The 16,958-nt window shown below is 67.2% G+C and carries 12 protein-coding genes and 1 pseudogene; 1 reads left to right on the top strand and 12 read right to left on the bottom strand.

The genetic code is table 11. From position 1 onward, the window contains the following. Nucleotides 1–95: 95 nt before the first annotated feature. The 9 genes from O0K41_RS14575 to O0K41_RS14535 form a co-directional block, all read right to left on the bottom strand. Nucleotides 96–1,313, bottom strand: a complete 1,218-nt coding sequence (locus tag O0K41_RS14575; protein WP_164222076.1) for a D-alanyl-D-alanine carboxypeptidase family protein — start codon at nt 1,311–1,313, stop codon at nt 96–98. Between the two features lie 100 nt (nt 1,314–1,413). Next, nucleotides 1,414–2,688 (bottom strand): septal ring lytic transglycosylase RlpA family protein, encoded by a 1,275-nt coding sequence (locus O0K41_RS14570; protein WP_088437015.1) that lies wholly within the window; start codon nt 2,686–2,688, stop codon nt 1,414–1,416. Continuing rightward, nucleotides 2,685–3,830 carry a lytic murein transglycosylase B gene (mltB, locus tag O0K41_RS14565; protein ID WP_164222074.1) on the bottom strand — a complete coding sequence of 382 codons (1,146 nt, stop codon included), beginning with the start codon at nt 3,828–3,830 and terminating at the stop codon, nt 2,685–2,687. Before mltB ends, O0K41_RS14570 begins: the two co-directional genes overlap by 4 nt. Nucleotides 3,831–4,825: 995 nt before the next feature. Continuing rightward, entirely contained in the window at nt 4,826–5,920 is a 1,095-nt protein-coding gene (gene rodA, locus O0K41_RS14560; protein ID WP_088436809.1) for a rod shape-determining protein RodA, read from the bottom strand. A gap of 136 nt (nt 5,921–6,056) precedes the next feature. Beyond that, complete coding sequence (rodA, locus tag O0K41_RS14555; protein ID WP_005411073.1) at nt 6,057–7,169, bottom strand: rod shape-determining protein RodA; 1,113 nt, start codon at nt 7,167–7,169, stop codon at nt 6,057–6,059. Next, on the bottom strand, nt 7,166–9,241 hold the full coding sequence (mrdA, locus tag O0K41_RS14550) for a penicillin-binding protein 2 (RefSeq protein ID WP_005414510.1): 2,076 nt from the start codon (nt 9,239–9,241) through the stop codon (nt 7,166–7,168). The genes rodA (O0K41_RS14555) and mrdA overlap by 4 nt, the downstream gene beginning before the upstream one ends. A 3-nt stretch (nt 9,242–9,244) precedes the next feature. Next, nucleotides 9,245–9,730: a rod shape-determining protein MreD gene (gene mreD, locus O0K41_RS14545; protein WP_005411075.1), complete on the bottom strand. Its 486-nt coding sequence runs from the start codon at nt 9,728–9,730 to the stop codon at nt 9,245–9,247. Then, on the bottom strand, nt 9,727–10,824 hold the full coding sequence (gene mreC, locus O0K41_RS14540; RefSeq protein ID WP_049450451.1) for a rod shape-determining protein MreC: 1,098 nt from the start codon (nt 10,822–10,824) through the stop codon (nt 9,727–9,729). Before mreC ends, mreD begins: the two co-directional genes overlap by 4 nt. A 121-nt stretch (nt 10,825–10,945) precedes the next feature. Beyond that, nucleotides 10,946–11,992 (bottom strand): rod shape-determining protein, encoded by a 1,047-nt coding sequence (locus O0K41_RS14535; RefSeq protein WP_005411077.1) that lies wholly within the window; start codon nt 11,990–11,992, stop codon nt 10,946–10,948. 283 nt (nt 11,993–12,275) lie between these two features. Between O0K41_RS14535 and O0K41_RS14530 the strand changes: the two genes are divergently transcribed. Further along, nucleotides 12,276–13,214, top strand: coding sequence for a carbohydrate kinase family protein (locus O0K41_RS14530; protein ID WP_005411078.1), 939 nt, complete (start codon nt 12,276–12,278; stop codon nt 13,212–13,214). A 325-nt stretch (nt 13,215–13,539) separates the two neighbouring features. Here O0K41_RS14530 and O0K41_RS14525 read toward each other — a convergent pair. The 3 genes and pseudogenes from O0K41_RS14525 to O0K41_RS14515 all read right to left on the bottom strand — a co-directional run. Next, nucleotides 13,540–14,172: pseudogene (locus tag O0K41_RS14525) on the bottom strand (HAD family hydrolase); the annotation flags it as partial. Next, nucleotides 14,160–14,891: a hypothetical protein gene (locus O0K41_RS14520; RefSeq protein ID WP_005411080.1), complete on the bottom strand. Its 732-nt coding sequence runs from the start codon at nt 14,889–14,891 to the stop codon at nt 14,160–14,162. The pseudogene O0K41_RS14525 and the gene O0K41_RS14520, both read right to left, overlap by 13 nt. 127 nt (nt 14,892–15,018) lie before the next feature. Further along, nucleotides 15,019–16,947: a M1 family metallopeptidase gene (locus tag O0K41_RS14515; protein ID WP_308304521.1), complete on the bottom strand. Its 1,929-nt coding sequence runs from the start codon at nt 16,945–16,947 to the stop codon at nt 15,019–15,021. Nucleotides 16,948–16,958: the final 11 nt, after the last annotated feature.

The raw sequence follows: 16,958 nt of genomic DNA, 5'->3' as shown, positions 1-16,958 counted from the left end.
CCCCGCCCACTACCTGCATCCGGATGGGACCTGCATCCCGGAACGGAAAAGGCCGGCATTCGCCGGCCTTTTCGTTCACCACGCCGGGGCGTGGATCATTCTGATTCCCACCACATCCAGAAGCTGTCCCACAGGCGCTTGAAGAAGCCGGCCTGCTCGACGGCGGCCACGGCCACCAGCGGTGCCTCGGCGATGACCTTGCCATCCAGGGTGACCTTCACGGTACCGATCTGCTGGCCGGCGGTGAACGGTGCTTCCAGGGTCTTGGGTACGTCGATGCTCGGCTTCAGGTCGTTGTAGCGGCCGCGCGGCACGCTGACCAGCATCGGCTGGGCCACGCCCAGCTGCACCTTGTCGGTGGTGCCCTTCCAGACCTTGTGCTCGGCCACGGCCTTGCCCGGCTCGTAGAGGCGGTGGGTCTCGAAGAAGCGGAAGCCCCAATTCAGCAGGGCCAGGCTGTCATCGGCACGCTGCTTCTCCGACGCACCGCCCAGCACCACCGCGATCAGGCGCTGGTCGCCACGCTGGGCCGAGCTCATCAGGCAGTAGCCCGCCTCGGAGGTGTGGCCGGTCTTGATGCCGTCCACGCTGCCATCGCGCCACAGCAGCAGGTTGCGGTTCGGCTGCTTGATGTTGCCGACCTGGAATTCCTTGATCTTGTTGTACGCGTAGGTTTCCGGGTAATCGCGGACCATCGCGCGGCCCAGCAGCGCCAGGTCGTAGGCGGTGCTGTGGTGGCCCTGCGCGGTCAGACCATGGGCGTTGACGAAGTGCGAGTCCTTCATGCCGATCTTGGCGGCGTAGCTGTTCATCAGCGAGGCAAAGGCCTCTTCGCTGCCAGCCACATGTTCGGCCAGGGCGATCGCGGCATCATTGCCGGACTGGATTGCCATGCCCTTTTCCATGTCTTCCAGGCGCGCGGTCTGGTTGACCGGGAAGCCGCTGTAGCTCCCATCGGTGCCAGCGCCGCCCTCGCGCCAGGCGCGCTCGCTCATCATCACCTGGTCATCCGCACGGACCTTGCCGTTCTTGACCTCGGCGGCGATCACGTAGGACGTCATCACCTTGGTGATGCTGGCCGGGGCCAGCTGCTCGTGGATGTTTTCACCAGCCAGCACCTGGCCGGTGGCGTAATCCATCAGCACCCAGGCCTTGGACACGCTTGGCGCCGGGGCCGGCGGAGTGGCGACGGTGGCCGGGGCGGCGGCGGCGGCGGGCGCCGGCATGGCCGGAGTCGGCAGCGGCGTCTGGGCGGAAGCCAGGCCCACCACCAGGGTGGCGGCCAGGGCGGTGGCGGCGGAACGGAAATTCATTGGACAGCAGGCTCCAGGGGACGGCCGGGAATGGAGGGTGGAACGTAACGGCCATTGTAAGGCCGGGGGAGCATGGGCCGGCAGCACCGGCCCGGGCGGATCAGTCCTTGACGATCTGCGGCGAACCCAGGCCCAGACCGGCGATGCGACCGACAAGTTCCGCCGCACTGGCATGGTCGCTTGCCGGAACACGCAGGCGGAACAGGGTACGGCCACCGGCGGCGATGTCGCTGATGGTCGCGCCGACGATGCCGGCGGCACTGAGCTGGCCCATCGCGCGGTTGGCGTTGTCGCGGTTGGAGAAGCTGGCGACCTGCACCATCACCGCGCCGACCATCTGCTGCGACAGGCTCGGCGCCGCCGCGGCGGCACGCACCGGTGCCGGTGCCGGTGCCACCGCGCGCGGGGCCGTGCTGGCGACAACCGCCGGAGCCGGCGCGGAATTGCGCACCACCGGCGCGCTTGGCGGCAGGCTGCTGACCGCCACATCCGGCGCGGTGCTGGCCACGCCCCGGGTGGTGGCCGGCTGGCCGCGCGCCGGGGCGCCATCGGTCGGCAAGCGGTTGACCAGGCGATCGATATCACTGTCGGTGGAAGCACGTGGCGCCGGCACCGGGCGCGCGCTGGCCACTGCAGTGGCGGCGGCCGCTTCAGCCGCACGACGCTCGCGACGCGACGGCTTCTGCGCCATCAGGTTGCTCTCGCCCGGTTGCAGCGCGCGCACCTCGACATTGCCGGTACCGCGTTGGGTGATGCCCAGGCGCACGGCGGCGGCATAGCTGAGATCGACCACGCGGCCGTCATGGAACGGGCCACGATCATTGACACGCACGATCACCGACTCGCCGTTGTCCAGGTTGGTCACGCGGGCGAAGCTGGGCAGCGGCAGCGTCTTGTGCGCGGCAGTGAACTGGTACATGTCGTAGACCTCGCGGTTGGAGGTCAGGCGGCCATGGAACTTGGCCCCGTAGTACGACGCGGTGCCGCGCTCGACGTAGTCATGGGTGTCGTCGAGCACCTTGTACGACTTGCCCAGCACCACGTACGGCGACTTGTTGCCGATGGCCGAACGTTCCTCGGCGGTCACTTCCGGCTCGGGGATGCAGGCCACGTTGGGAATGTAGTCGGGCGTGCTGTCACGCACGCCTGGTTTGTACAGGCCACCAGCGGTGTAATTGCCGCGGGTGCTGAGGTCTTCCTTGGCCGCTGCATACGGCGAACCTTCCGGGCAGTGCGCCGGTCGCGAACCACGGCCCTGCACCAGCGTGCCGCTGGACTTGCCACCATGGCCGGCCGTGGCCGGCTTCTTCGGCGCGCTGCTGCAGGCCGCCAGCGCGAAGACGATCAAGCTCGGGACCAACCATCTGATGTTCATGCCGGGGGCAGCTCCTGTCCGGCGATGGCCTGGGACAGCTGGAACACGGCCATCGCGTACATCTTCGAGAGGTTGTAGCGGGTGATCGCGTAGTAGTTCTGGAAGCCCAGCCAGTACTGCTTGCCGGTGCTGCCTTCCAGGGTGATCGGGGTGGCGGTGGCGCCCGGCTGCACCGGCGTGCTCGGCTGGTAGCCGCGCTGTGCGAGGTCGGCCAGCGACCAGGTGGGCATCCATTCGGTCGGGTTGAACTCCTCGCGACCCGGGGCCAGCGTGGCCGGTACCGCAACCTGGCCACCACGCACCCAGCCCCCCTTCTTCACGAAGTAGTTGGCGATGGAGGAGAACACGTCGTCGTAGCTGTTGAACAGGTCGCGACGACCATCACCGTTGCCGTCCACCGCGTAATCGAGGTAACTGGACGGCATGAACTGGCCCATGCCCATCGCACCGGCATAACTGCCCTTGAGCGTGGTGATGTCCAGATTCTCTTCTCGGCCCAGCTCGAACAGCTTGGCCAGCTCATCGCGGAAGAACAGCTCGCGGCGCACTTCGCGTTCGAGCTTGGCCGGGTCGCCGCTGCGTGGGTAGTAGAACGCCAGCGTGTACAGCGCATCGAGCACGCGATGGCTGCCGGCATTCTTTCCGTAACTGGTTTCCACGCCGATGATCGCCACGATCACTTCGGCCGGCACGCCGGTGCGCTGCTGCACGCGATCCAGCTCGGCACGGTGTTCGGCCAGGAACGCGCGACCGCCATCAATGCGTGCCTTGCTGATGAACATCGGCCGGTATTCGTTCCACGGCTTGACCCGCTCGGCCGGACGCGACATCGCGGCGATGATCGGCTGGCGCACCTGCGCCTGGTCGAGCACGCTGCTGATCTGCTCCGGCTTCAGGCCATAGCGCTTGGCGGTATCGGCAATGAAGCGGGCCCGCGCGACCTCGAATGGCACCGGGGTGAGATCCACCGGCGGCGCGGTAGCCGCAGTTGCTTCGGGTGCAGCCTCGGCCGGCCCATGGGCCTTGGTGGCGGGCTGGCGCGGCGTACTGCTGGCCTGGGGTGAAGACGGTGGGGACTTCGGCTGGGTCGCGCAGGCGACCAGGCCGAGGGTGAGCATGCAGGCCAGAGTGCGTCGAATCATCGTCGCAGGTTAGCAGGTCATGGATGAATTAAAACCCCTAACACCATGAATCACAACGATTTGCCCGTGTTCAGCGGGAAATGTGAAGGCGTCGTGATCGTGCTTCCCCATTCAGAGAGAGGTGGCCGGTTGCGTCCCCATCCCCGCAGACGCAACCGGCGACCGGATCCGGTCGATACCTGCGCGGCTGCCGCTCCCCAGTGGCAGTGCCCCGCGCTCCTTGTATCCGTTGGATCAGTACTGCTTCCCGCCCGACGCCCCCTCGCGCTGCAACGATAGACGGCGCGCCGTGCCGAACGGGCCGCCATTGTGCAGGCCGATTACGACAAGTCCATTGATCAAGATCAACGCGGCGTAAAAGTGTGAACCAGCTAACGTTTTTTGCGGACTTTGGTCAGCGGGTGTGCTGTCGTGCAGCGTTGTGAGAACGCTTCCACAGCGAGCGTTGCGCAGAGTCAGGAAGTTTCCAGCCAACGGCGCAGCCCCTCGTGGGTGGTCGCGAAAAGCAGTTAACGGGTGAGGCCAGGTAGATGGGCTGCGCAGGGGCCGCTGCAAGTACGTCCATGTAAGCTCGGTCGCCGCATCCATGCGGCTCACGCCCCTGCGCAGCCCATCTACCCGGCCACGGACAGGTTCCGTGCGCGTCTACCCACGGAGAAGAAAGAGAAGATCAAAAGCAAAAGCGGCTTGGAGGGTTGCTTCATTGCCTTGTGTGGAGCCGAGCCATGCTCGGCTCACAAGCAAGCGCAGCGCCGCGACCCGCTTTTGATTTTCTCTTTCTTCCTTCTCCGTGGGTGGCAGACCGCCAAAATCTGTCAGAGGGCGGTCGGGTTGGGTACGCGGGGGTGTCAGCCGCATGGATGCGGCTGCCAAGCCTCCAGGGACGGATTCACGGCGTCCCCCGCGCACCCAACTCGACCGGCCAACCCGCGGCTTCTGCTTTCCGCGACCACCCAGACACCACCCACGAGGGGCTGCGCCGTTGGCTGGAAACCCTATCCCCCGTGCACGGGCCGGTGCCCGCGCACCGCCATCACCAGCCCGATACCCGCCAGCAGCGACACCGCCGAGGTACCGCCATAGCTGATCAACGGCATCGGAATGCCCACCACCGGCAGCAGGCCGGAAATCATTCCGCCGTTCACCAGTACGTACACGAAGAACGCCAGGCCCAGGCTGCCGGCGAGCAACCGTGCGTGCGTGTCGCGGGCGTGCACCGCGATCCACAGGCAGCGGCCGACCACGAACAGGTACAGCGCAAACACGGTGGCCACGCCGATCCAGCCGAACTCTTCGGCCAGCACCGAGAACGCGAAGTCGGTGGTGTACTCAGGCAGGAAGTCCAGCGTGGCCTGGGTGCCCTGCCCCCAGCCGCGCCCGTCCCAGCCACCGGAGCCGATCGCGATGCGCGACTGCAGGATGTTCCAACCGGTGCCAAGCGGATCCGCCGACGGATCAAGGAAGGTCAGCACGCGATCCTTCTGGTACTGCCGCAGCAGGCCGAACCAGGCCAGCGGCGCGGCAACGGCAAGGCCCGTCGCGCCAGTGGCCACCCAGCCCCAGTGCAATCCGGCCAGCAGCAGCGCGAACACGCCGCTGGCGGTAACCAGCGTGGCGGTGCCCAGGTTGGGCTGCATCAGGATCAGCACGGCGGGTACGCCGATCAGCACGGTGGCGGTCAGTACGGTGCGCGGCGACGGTGGCAGCGGTTGCCGATGCAGGTACCAGGCCATCATCAGCGGCAGGCTGAGCTTGAGCAGTTCGGACGGCTGCAGGTAGAACACGCCGAGATTGAGCCAGCGCTGCCCGTACTTGCCTGTACCGATCACATACACTGCCATCAACGGCAGCATCGACAGCGCATAGATTGCCGGCGTCCACGCGCGCAGCCGCAGCAGCGAAACGCGCGACAGCAGCCACATCGACGCCAGGCCACCGGCAAAACGCGCCGCCTGCCCAGCCACCGGACCGGACACGCTGTGCAGCACCGCCAGGCCCGCGCCCATCAGGATCAGCAACGCGATCAGCAATGGCAGATCGATCGTGCGCGCCACCTCACGGCAGCCACCAAGCAGTCGTTTCCATTCCACGCGGGCACGGTAGCAATGCGTGCTTGCGTGAAGCTGTCAGGGTGCGCGTGCGCTTGTAGAGTCAAGCCGTGCTCGACTCTACAGAACAGCGGATGCAATCGAGCAGATGGAAGCGCGACGAAGCGCGCGACCGGTGCTAGCCGTAGCCGCCGTGCACCGGGTTGTGACTGCGTACGGCCATCACCAGGCCGAAGCCGGCCAGCAGTGACACCGCCGAGGTACCGCCGTAGCTGATCAGCGGCATCGGCACGCCCACCACCGGCAGCAGGCCGGAAATCATCCCGCCGTTCACCAGTACATAGACGAAGAACGCCAGGCCGGTAGCGCCGGCCAACAGGCGCGAATAGGAATCGCGCGACTGGCTGGCGATCCACAGGCAACGCCCGATCACCACCAGGTACAGGGTCAGCACCAGGGCCACACCCATCCAGCCGAACTCCTCGCTCAGCACCGAGAACGCGAAGTCGGTGGTCTGTTCGGGAATGAAGTTCAGGTGCGACTGCGAGCCCTCGCCCCAGCCCTTGCCATCGAAGCCACCGGACCCGATCGCGATCTTCGACTGGATGATGTTCCAGCCGGCCCCCAGTGCATCCATCTCCGGGTCCAGGAACATCATGATGCGGTCCTTCTGGTACGGCCGCAGCAGCCAGAACCAGGCCACCGGCGCGACCGCAGCCACGCCGCCCACGCCCAGCCCGACCCACCACCACGGCAGGCCTGCCAGCAGCAGTACGAACACGCCACTGGCGGCGATCAGCACGCCGGTACCGAAGTCGGGCTGCAACATCACCAGGCCGGTCGGCACGCCGATGATAATCAAGGCCACCAGCACGGTGTTGAAGCGCGGCGGCAGCGGCATCTTGTGCAGGTACCAGGCCACCATCATCGGCAGGCTGACCTTCAGCAGCTCGGCCGGCTGCAGGTAGAAGAACTTCAGGTCCAGCCACTGCCGGCCGTACTTGCCGGTGCCGAGCACGAACACCGCCAGCAGCGGAATCATGGAGATCGCATAGATCATCGGCGTGGCCGAGCGGATGCGCAGGATCGGCACCCGCGAGATGCCCCACAGTGCAGCCATGCCCACCGCGAAACGCGCGCCCTGGGCCATCACCAGGCCGTCGCCACCGGCACTCTTCAAGGTGGCCAGGCCGATCACCATCAGCGCGCCCAGGGCGAGGCACAACACCCAGTCCAGCGTGCTGAAGAAGCGGCGCAGCATGTCGCCGGCCCAGCGCAGGAACACTTTCATCGTGCGGGCTCCGCAACCGTCGGGCGTGGCGTGGCCGGCACTGCGGCAGCGGCCGGCGTGCCCGGCTGCGGCGCAGGGGCCGGTTCGGGGGTGGGGGCACCCACCTGCACCGGGTGTTCGCCCAGCTGCGCGGCCGCCAGATCACCGGCCTGGCGTGCGCCGGCGTCTTCGTTGTCGAACGCGGTGGCACCGATGGCGGTGGTACCACGCTCGCTGTCCAGCGGCTGCATGCCCTCGGGCATCTTGCCCAGCAGGTAGGCATCGAACACCTTGCGGGCGATCGGCGCAGCAGCCGAACCACCATAGCCACCGCCTTCCACCGCCACCGCGATCGCGATCACCGGGTTTTCGACCGGCGCGAAGCCGACGAACAGCGCGCGGTGGCGCAGGTGCATCGGCAGGCTCTTCGGGTTCACCGCTGCGGTGCCCTTGCGGCTGATGACCTGCGCGGTACCGGTCTTGCCGGCCATCACGTACGGCGCACCGACCGCCACGCGCCAGCCGCTGCCGCCCGGCCGCATGGTCGCCATCATGCCCTCGCGCACCGCCTGCACGTTGTTGGGGTTGGGGCTGACCGGCTTGCTCTCGCCGGGCGGCGTCGCGGTCCAGTCGCTGTCGAAGCCGTCGCGCTGCTGGATCACCAGGTGCGGGGTGCGCAGCTGCCCGTCGGCCAGCGCGCTGACGCCGCGCGCCAACTGCAGCGGGGTGACCTTCCAGTCGCCCTGGCCGATGCTGATGTTGACCGTATCGCCGGGGTACCAGGCTTCCTTGCGGGTCTTCCGCTTGTAGGCCGGCGACGGCAGGATGCCGCCGATTTCGCCGGTGAGGTCGATACCGGTCGGCTGGCCGAAGCCGTAGTACTCCATGTAATGGTCGAAGCGCTCGATGCCCAGGTCCAGCGCAAGCTTGTAGTAATAGGTGTTGACCGACTCGGCGATGGACTTGCGCAGATCGGTCCAGCCATGGCCGCCACGATGCGCATCACCCCAGCCACGGCTGGTGCCGGGCAGGTAGAACATGCCGGTGGACAGCACCTTGTCTTCCGGGCGGCGCACGCCCGAGTCCAGGCCGGCCAGGCCGATCAGCGGCTTCAGCGTGGAACCGGGAGCAACGCCGCCGAGCACCAGGCGGTTGAACTGCGGCCGCGACGGGTTCTCGTTCAGCGCCTTGAAGTCGGCATGGGAAATGCCGTTGACGAACAGGTTGGGGTCGTAGGACGGCAGGCTGACCATCGCCAGCACCTCGCCGGTACGCGGGTCCATCGCCACTGCCGAGCCTTCCTGGTCGCCGAAGGCGGCCACCATGGCACGCTGCAGGTCCGCGTCGATCGACAGCCGCAGGTCGGCGCCGGACTGCGCGGCCACCCGGCCGATGGTGCGGATGGCACGGCCCTGCACGTTGGTTTCGACCTGCTCGTAGCCGACCTTGCCGCGCAACTGCTGCTCGTAATAGCGCTCCAGGCCGGACTTGCCGATGTGGGTCAGCGCGGCATTGCCTTCGCCGAGGATCTCCAGATCCTTGTCGTCGACGCGGCCGACATAGCCGATGATGTGCGCAAACAGGTCACCGTACGGATAACGCCGGGTCAGGTAGGGCTCAAGCTCGACGCCAGGGAAGCGCCAACGGTCGACGGCGAAGCGCGCCATCTCCTCGTCGCTCATGCGCAGCTTCAGCGTGACCGGCAGGAACTTGCGGCGCGCCTTGCGCGACTTGTTGAACGCTTCCAGCTCTTCCGGGCTGATGCTGATGATCTTCGCCAGCCCTTCCAGGGTGGCGTCCATGTCCTTGACCTTGTCCGGGGTCACGTCCAGGCGGAACGCTGGCACGTTCTCGGCCAGCAGGCGACCGTTGCGGTCGTAGATCATGCCGCGCCCGGGCACCACCGGCCGCGGCTTGATGCGGTTGGCTTCCGAGCGCGTGGCGTAGACGTCGTGATCCAGCACCTGCAGCTTGAAGTACCAGCCGCCCAGGCCCAGCAGGCAGACCAGCACGCCCAGGAAACCCAGCGCCGCACGGCGGCGGAACTGTTCGGCTTCGGCGTGCGGGTTCTTGACCTGGCGGCGCGGGATCATGGCTCAGCGCCCGCGCTTGCCGAAGCGCACTGCGTCCAGCAGCACGAACACCAGCGGCCACAGGCCCATGCCCAACAGCGGGGCCCACCAGTACGACCACGGCAGGGTCGGCTCGCCCACCAGGATGTGGACCAACGCGCTGACGATGCGGTCGTTGAACAACAGGCCACCGATGGCCAGCATCTGCTGCGACATCGGGAAGAAGCGGATGCGGGCGCGGAAACGCTGCAGGATGAAGGCCAGCATCACCAGCCGCAGCGCCTGTTCGCCGAGCACGCCGCCGTACAGCAGGTCGGCGACCACGCCGCTAGCGAAAGCGATGCCCAGGCCGACGCGCTCGGGCGTCTCGATCACCCAGTACGCCAGCACCAGCGCCAGCCAGTACGGGCGCAGCGGCTGCAGCAGCGCCGGCAACGGCAGCAGGCCCAGCAGCAGGGCTACGACCAGGCTGGCCGGCAATACCCACGGGTTGTCGCGCAGGCGGCTCATCGCTGGGCCTCCGGCGTGGTCGGTTGCCGGCCAGCGGCCGGCACTACCGGGGCAGCAGGATCAAGCGAGGATGCGGGGGCAACAGTCCTCGCTTGCGACGAGGGCTGTTGCCGGCCAGCGGCCGGCACTACCGGGGAGCTGACCGGAGCTGGCGTTGTTGTCGCTGGCGCGGCTCCCGCAGGCACGGTGGCGCCGGTGGCCGGGCCACCCGGAGTGGTTTCTTCCAGCTGCAGGCGCAGTTCCGGCGGAATGCGGATCGCCGCACCGGGGCGCAGCAGCAGCACATCACGGCCACGATCCAGCTGGGCGGCTGGCTTCAGTTCGCCGACCAGGAAGGCATGGGTGTCGTCCGGGCGCAGGCCGGTGATGGTGCCGACCGGGAAGCCGGCCGGGAAGCGGCCACCGAGGCCGGAGGTGACGATCTCATCGCCCACTTCCACACCGGCGCTGAGCGGGATGTCGCGCAGCTCCAGCGTGTCGCCGCGACCGTAGACGATCAGGCGTACGCCGTTGCGGGCCACGGTGACCGGCACCGCGTGGTCGGGGTCGGTCAGCAGCAGCACGGTGGAAGTACCGCCGGTGACGCTGATCACCTGCCCCATCAGGCCACCGGCATCGATCACCGCCTGCCCGACATGCACGCCTTCGCGGCTGCCGGCGTCGAGCACCAGGCGCTGCTTCACCGGGTCCAGGTCGATATCCAGGATCGGCGCCAGCTGCACGTCCAGGCCACTGCGCTCGGCCACGTTCAGCAGTTCGCGCAGCTGGGCGTTGTCCAGCGCCGCGGTCTGCAGACGGGTCAGGCGCGCGTTGGCCAGCAGCAGCTGGTTGCGCAGTTCACGGTTCTCGGTGACCAGCTGGGTGTGGCTGGCCGCGGAATCCTTGACCTGGTTGCCGAGCTTGCCGGGCAGACCCGCCAGTGCCCACACAGGCTGCACCAGGCTGTTGGCCTGCTCGCGCAGGCGCGCCAGCCAGCCCGCCTGATCGTCAAGGACGATCAGTGTGATGGCCAATGCAAGATAGGCCAGCAACCGCAGGGGGCTGGCGGCATCACCGGATCGGGAGGCAACGGGAGGACCGGCGTAGGGCGGCACGGCAACGATTCAACTGGCAGAAGGCGGAAGGGAAACACGCGGACGCCCCGCCGGTGCCGGCCCGCCATCGCGGCGGGCCGCACCCCGGAAGGGCGCGGCGGGCAGGAACGGCCGGGACGGCTTATTCCGGCGCAAAGAACTCGTTGCCGTGCATATCCACCAGTTCCAGCGCACGACCGCCACCGCGGGCCACGCAGGTCAGCGGATCGTCGGCCACCTGCACGTGCAGGCCGGTTTCCTCGGAGATCAGGCGGTCCAGGTCACGCAGCAGGGCGCCGCCGCCGGTCAGCACGATGCCGCGCTCGGCAACGTCGGCACACAGTTCCGGCGGGGTCTGCTCCAGCGCCAGCTTGACCGCACTGACGATGCCCGACAGCGGTTCGTGCAGGGCTTCAAGCACCTCGTTGGAGCTGATCTTGATCATCTTCGGCACGCCCTCGGCGAGGTTGCGGCCGGAGATCTCCAGCTCCTGCACCTCGGCCTGCGGGTAGGCACAACCCAGCTCGACCTTGATGCGCTCGGCGGTGGCTTCACCGATCAGCATGCCGTGGTTGCGGCGCACGTAGTTGGTGATGGATTCGTCGAAGCGGTCGCCGCCGATGCGGACCGAGGCCGAATAGACGATGCCGTTGAGCGAGATCACGGCCACTTCGGTGGTGCCGCCGCCGATGTCGATGACCATCGAGCCACGGGCTTCGGTGACCGGCATGCCGGCGCCGATCGCGGCAGCCATCGGCTCTTCGATCAGGTACACGTCACGGGCACCGGCTTCCTCGGCCGATTCCTTGATCGCGCGGCGCTCGACCTGGGTCGAACCGGCCGGCACGCAGACCAGCACGCGCGGGCTCGGGCGCAGCACGCGCGACTTGTGCACCTTCTTGATGAAGTGCTTGAGCATCGCCTCGGTGTAGGTGAAGTCGGCGATGACGCCGTCCTTCATCGGGCGGATGGTGGTGATGTGGCCCGGGGTACGGCCGAGCATCTGCTTGGCCTCGGCGCCAACGGCTGCCACCGAGCGGGTGCCACCGATGGCACGGTCCTGGCGCACGGCCACGACCGACGGCTCGTTCAGCACGATCCCCTGCCCGCGCACGTAGATGAGGGTGTTGGCCGTGCCCAGGTCGATGGACAGGTCGTTGGAGAACATGCCACGGAGTTTCTTGAACATCTGAGGAAGGAGTCCTGAGGGGTGTCGTGCCCGCCGCGGGATGGCGAAAAAATGGGCAGAAATCGAGGCCGACAAGCCTAGCAACCCGCCTGCCGCCGAGCAAGGAAAAAACTAGCTGAACCCGCGTCTTCACAGGCTTTCGGCCTGATCGGCCATCACCCGGTTCTGGCCCTGAGCGGCACCAGCGGGTAACCTTTGCGCCGTCGGGCGCCCAAGGGCGCCGTTTGCTTGCCCGCTGAACCGGGCCGGCCCACCCCAAAATTCACCGCATAGGCTTACATCGATGTCCGCTCTGATCTGTGGTTCTCTTGCCTTCGACACCATCATGGTGTTCCCGGACCAGTTCAAGAATCACATCCTGCCGGACAAGGTGCACATCCTGAACGTGTCCTTCCTCGTGCCGCGCATGCGCCGCGAGTTCGGCGGCTGCGCCGGCAACATCGCCTACAACCTGCACCTGCTGGGCGGCCAGCCGATCCCGATGGGCACCGTGGGTTCGGACTTCGGCCCGTACCGCGAATACTTCGAAGGCCTGGGCATCGACCTGTCGCGCGTGCGCGTGATCGACGAGCTGTTCACCCCGCAGGCGTTCATCACCACCGACCACGACAACAACCAGATCACCGCCTTCCACCCGGGCGCGATGATGCGCTCCTACGAGAACCATGTGCGCGGCGTGCCGGGCGTGACCCTGGGCCTGGTCGGCCCGGACGGCCGCGAAGGCATGATCCAGAACGCACAGGAATTCCACGAGGACGGCATTCCGTTCATCTTCGACCCGGGCCAGGCCATGCCGCTGTTCAACGGCCCCGAGCTGCGCGCCTTCATCGATCAGGCCGACTACGTGGTGGTCAACGACTACGAGTCGAACCTGCTGCAGGAGCGCACCGGCTGGGACGAGAAGGAGATCGTCAGCCGGGTCAAGGCCTACATCACCACCCGTGGCCCGAAGGGTGCGGTCATCCACACCCCGGAAAAGAGCTACGACATCCCGCCGGCGCACGAGCGCCGCGTGGTCGATCCGACCGGCTGTGGCGACGCCTTCCGCGCCGGCCTGATCTACGGCATCCAGAAGGGCTACGACTGGCTGACCATCGGCCGCATGGGCAACCTGATGGGCGCGCTGAAGGTCGAGCACCCGGGCACGCAGAACCAGCGCTTCACCTTCGATGAGTTCAACGAGCAGTTCAAGCAGCAGTTCGGTTACGCGCTGGGCGCGTAAGCCGAACTGCCCGCGCATTCCACCTTGTCCCCGCGCCTTCGGCGCGCCCTCTTGAACAACAAGGGGGCTTTCCACCCGATGCGCTGCTGGGAATGCTGTTGGTAGGTGTCGACCTTGGTCGACACTGCCGGCCAGCGGCCGGCACTACCCCTTCTGCTGCCAGGCCGCCAGCCTGGCCACGGGTGTTCTGGTAGCTGTCGACCTTGGTCGACACTGCCGGCCAGCGGCCGGCACTACCCCTTCTGCTGCCAGGCCGCCAGCCTGGCCACGGGTGTTCTGGTAGCTGTCGACCTTGGTCGACACTGCCGGCCAGCGGCCGGCAGTACCCCTTTTGCTGCCAGGCCGCCAGCAAGGCGCGGCAATCGGCGAAATGCCAGTCGGCCCGGCTCGGCCATGGGTTCTCCGGCAGATTGACCAGCACGGTGTGAGCGCCCGCGGCGCGCCCGCACTCCAGGTCGTAGGCGTGGTCACCGACCATCACCGCGTGCGCAGCCCCGATGCCCCAGCGACGAAGATGCTGCTGCAGGCCATCCGGCGAGGGCTTGGGCACCGCTTCATCGCGGCCGATGATGTCGGCGTCGTCGAACAACGCCCCGACCCCGATCGCCTCCAGCGTCAGCTTCGCCAGCGCATGGTCGTTGCGGGTCAGGATGCCCAGCCGGCAACCCGCCGCCGCCAGCGCGCGCAGCAGCTTCACCGCACCCGGCGCTGGCAACGCGTCCTCGGCCAGGGCGCGCTCGTGATCCAGCAGCCACGCGCGCTTGGCCTGCGCCGGTGCGTCGGGCAATGCCGCGATATGGTCGAGGATGTCTTCCTCCGCGGCGATCTCCAGCGCGCGGCGGATCGCGGCGAAGTCATGCACGGCCACCGTCAGTGTGCCGTCCATGTCGAACACCCAGTGCCGGATCGCGGACAACGCGTGCACTGCGCTGCCCGTCGCAACCTTCACTGCCACCACTGCGGCATGCGGCTGGCGTCGACACCGCCGGTTTCGAACACGGCCGTTCGCGTGCCACCGGCCTTGACCGGAAACTCGATGCTGATCGACTTGCCCTTGCGCGCCAGCTTCCACAGTGCCTTCTGATCGGTGATGAACAGGGCGATGGCTTCATCGGTCTTCGGGCGCCAGGCCGCCATTGGTACCGGCTTGCCGTCATCCACGGTCACTTTCACCGTGCATTGCGGGCAACGGAAATCACCGGCCTGCAGCACCAGGTAGGCATGCCGCTTCCACTCCGGATGATCGCGGAACACCAGCTGCACCGGTTTGGCGCCGCTGCCATCCACGTCCACCCGTTCCTTGCTGTAGATCTGCGCCGAGACCTGGTTGCCCTTGCTGCCCACCGGAATCTGGTTGTACTGCCATAGCCCCTGCATGCGGCGCAGGTCGCGCGCGGCGTCGCCCTTGGCCTTGACCTCGTCGAAGCCTGCGGCGATGCGCTCGGCGGCGGCGGTGTCCTTGTACTGGTCCAGCAGCGAGGCACCATGCAGGCGCGCGCGTTCCCAGTCCTGCGCGGCCACGGCCATGTCGTACTGCTTGGCCACGTCTTCGGCCTTGGCCTCCTTCTGCGCCTGCGCGGCGGCCGCAGCGGCTTCCTGCGCCTTGCGTTCCTCTTCCGGGTTGCTGCAGGCGGCCAGGGCCAGGGTGCAGGCGGTGAGCAGGATCAGTCGTTTCATGGCGGAGGTCCTATGCGAGTGCATCCCGATTCTATCGGCAGCGAAAAGCGGATACACCAACGGCGGGTTTCCCCGCCGTTGGTGGTGAAGCAGTGACCGGTTGCCAGCCAGCGGCCGGCACTACCGCTTACTTGGCTTCAGCCTTGGCCAGCATGTCCTGGACCGAGGCGGTGGTGATCGGGTGGTAGCCCGGCTTGGCCTTTTCGAAGGCCTGCTTGGCCAGTTCCAGACCCTTCGGGGTCTTCACCAGTTCGGCGTAGATCGGCAGGATCAGCTTGCGACGGCCGACGCGCTCGATGAATGCCGCCGCGCCTTCATTGGCCTGCTCGTAGCCGCTGCGGATCGCCAGCGGGTACCAGCGCATGGCGATCTCGCCATTGGGGGTGCCGGTGAAGTGGAAGGCCTTGTCCAGCGTGGCCAGCTTGTCCAGCGGCTGGGTCGCACCGAGGCCGTCGATGAAGCGCACCCATTCCTGGGTGCTCCAGTCGGCGATGACCTGGCTGCTGGGCACGGTGCCGGCGCTGGCGAATGCGATGCGCGCGGTATCGACGCTGCTGAAGTTGCGCGACTGCGCCTTGGCCGCGAACGCCGGGATACCCGGCTCGTCCAGCCATGCCTTCAGTTCGGCCTCGGTCACTGCCGACGGATTCTTCGGCAGCAGGTTCTTCTTCATGTAGTCGACGAACTGGTCGGTGTTCGCGCTCTGGAAAGCATGGTCATCGAACCAGCCGCGCAGGAACGGATCGAAGGTCTCGCGGCCGAAGCGCTGCTCCAGGAACTCCAGGAACCATGCACCCTTGACGTAGGCGACCTGGCTGAGCGCTTCGTCGGGGTCGCGCTCGTTCAGCGGCGGCAGCGCCAGCGCCTGGTCGGCCGGGCTCATGTCCTTCACTTCGGCCAGCAGGTCGGTCTGGTCGATCTGCTTCTCCATCTCGGCCATCTCCTTGCCGTACAGGGCTTCGGTGATGCGGCCCTGGACGTAGGTAGTGAAGCCTTCATTGAGCCAGATGTCCTTCCAGCTGGCGTTGGTCACCAGGTTGCCCGACCAGCTGTGCGCCAGTTCATGGGCGACCAGCGAGACCAGCGACTTGTCGCCGACGATCACGGTCGGGGTGGCGAAGGTCAGGCGCGGGTTCTCCATGCCGCCGAACGGGAACGACGGCGGCAGCACCAGCATGTCGTAGCGGCCCCAGCGGTATTCGCCGTACAGCTTCTCGGCGGCACCGATCATCTTCTCGGTGTCCTCGAATTCCTTGGCGGCCTTGTTGACCATGGTCGGCTCGGCCCAGACGCCGGAGCGGCCGGAGATCGGCTCGAACACCAGGTCGCCGGCGGCGATGGCCAGCAGGTAGGACGGAATCGGCTGCGGCATCTTGAAGGTGTAGTCACCGTCACGCGCGGCCTTCGGATCGTTGTCGGCGCTCATCAGCACCATCACGTCCGGGCGCGAGACCACGTGCGCGCTGTAGGTGAAACGCACGCTCGGGGTGTCCTGCAGCGGCACCCACGAACGGGCGTGGATGGCCTGCGACTGGCTGAACATGAAGGGCAGCTTCTTGCCCTCGGTCATCGACGGCGCCAGCCACTGCAGGCCCGAGGCGGTCGGTGCGGTGTGGTAGCTCACTTCCACCTTGGCCGGCTGTTCCGGGGCCTCGATGGTCAGCTTGCTGCCGAACACCTTGTCAGCGGCGGCCAGCTCGAACTTCAGCGGGCTGCGCGCGCCATCGGCGGCGACGGCCTCGACCTTGGACACGGTCAGCTCGCGGGTGTCGAGCACCAGCTGCCTGGCGTCCTTCTGCTTCCATTCCAGGGTGTAGGTGGCGGTGCCGCCGATCTGCTTCTGGTCGAAGTCCAGCTTCAGATCCAGCGCGATGTCCTTGATGACGACCTTGTCCGGCTCGGCGTACGAGCTTTCGTCGTGGCTGCGGTTCTCGGCGTTCACGGGGGCGGCAGGGGCCTTTGCGGCAGCGGGGGGGGCGGCGGGCGCGGCCGCCTCCTGGGAGCAGCCGGCGGCCAGGGCCACGGCCAGCGGAAGGAGCATCAGCGGATTACGCATGAATCGGGACC

The sequence above is a fragment of the Stenotrophomonas sp. Sm2128 genome (assembly GCF_030985535.1).
Lineage (GTDB): Bacteria > Pseudomonadota > Gammaproteobacteria > Xanthomonadales > Xanthomonadaceae > Stenotrophomonas > Stenotrophomonas maltophilia.
Note: the sequence above shows the minus strand (reverse complement) of the source record. Positions and strands in the feature narration are given on the sequence as shown.

Bases quoted from the DNA above. Each gene is read 5' to 3' on its own strand.
- O0K41_RS14575 (WP_164222076.1), bottom strand. From the start codon at position 1,313: ATGAATTTCCGTTCCGCCGCCACCGCCCTGGCCGCCACCCTGGTGGTG.
- O0K41_RS14570 (WP_088437015.1), bottom strand. From the start codon at position 2,688: ATGAACATCAGATGGTTGGTCCCGAGCTTGATCGTCTTCGCGCTGGCG.
- mltB (WP_164222074.1), bottom strand. From the start codon at position 3,830: ATGATTCGACGCACTCTGGCCTGCATGCTCACCCTCGGCCTGGTCGCC.
- rodA (WP_005411073.1), bottom strand. From the start codon at position 7,169: ATGAAAGTGTTCCTGCGCTGGGCCGGCGACATGCTGCGCCGCTTCTTC.
- mrdA (WP_005414510.1), bottom strand. From the start codon at position 9,241: ATGATCCCGCGCCGCCAGGTCAAGAACCCGCACGCCGAAGCCGAACAG.
- mreD (WP_005411075.1), bottom strand. From the start codon at position 9,730: ATGAGCCGCCTGCGCGACAACCCGTGGGTATTGCCGGCCAGCCTGGTC.
- O0K41_RS14535 (WP_005411077.1), bottom strand. From the start codon at position 11,992: ATGTTCAAGAAACTCCGTGGCATGTTCTCCAACGACCTGTCCATCGAC.
- O0K41_RS14530 (WP_005411078.1), top strand. From the start codon at position 12,276: ATGTCCGCTCTGATCTGTGGTTCTCTTGCCTTCGACACCATCATGGTG.
- O0K41_RS14520 (WP_005411080.1), bottom strand. From the start codon at position 14,891: ATGAAACGACTGATCCTGCTCACCGCCTGCACCCTGGCCCTGGCCGCC.
- O0K41_RS14515 (WP_308304521.1), bottom strand. From the start codon at position 16,947: ATGCGTAATCCGCTGATGCTCCTTCCGCTGGCCGTGGCCCTGGCCGCC.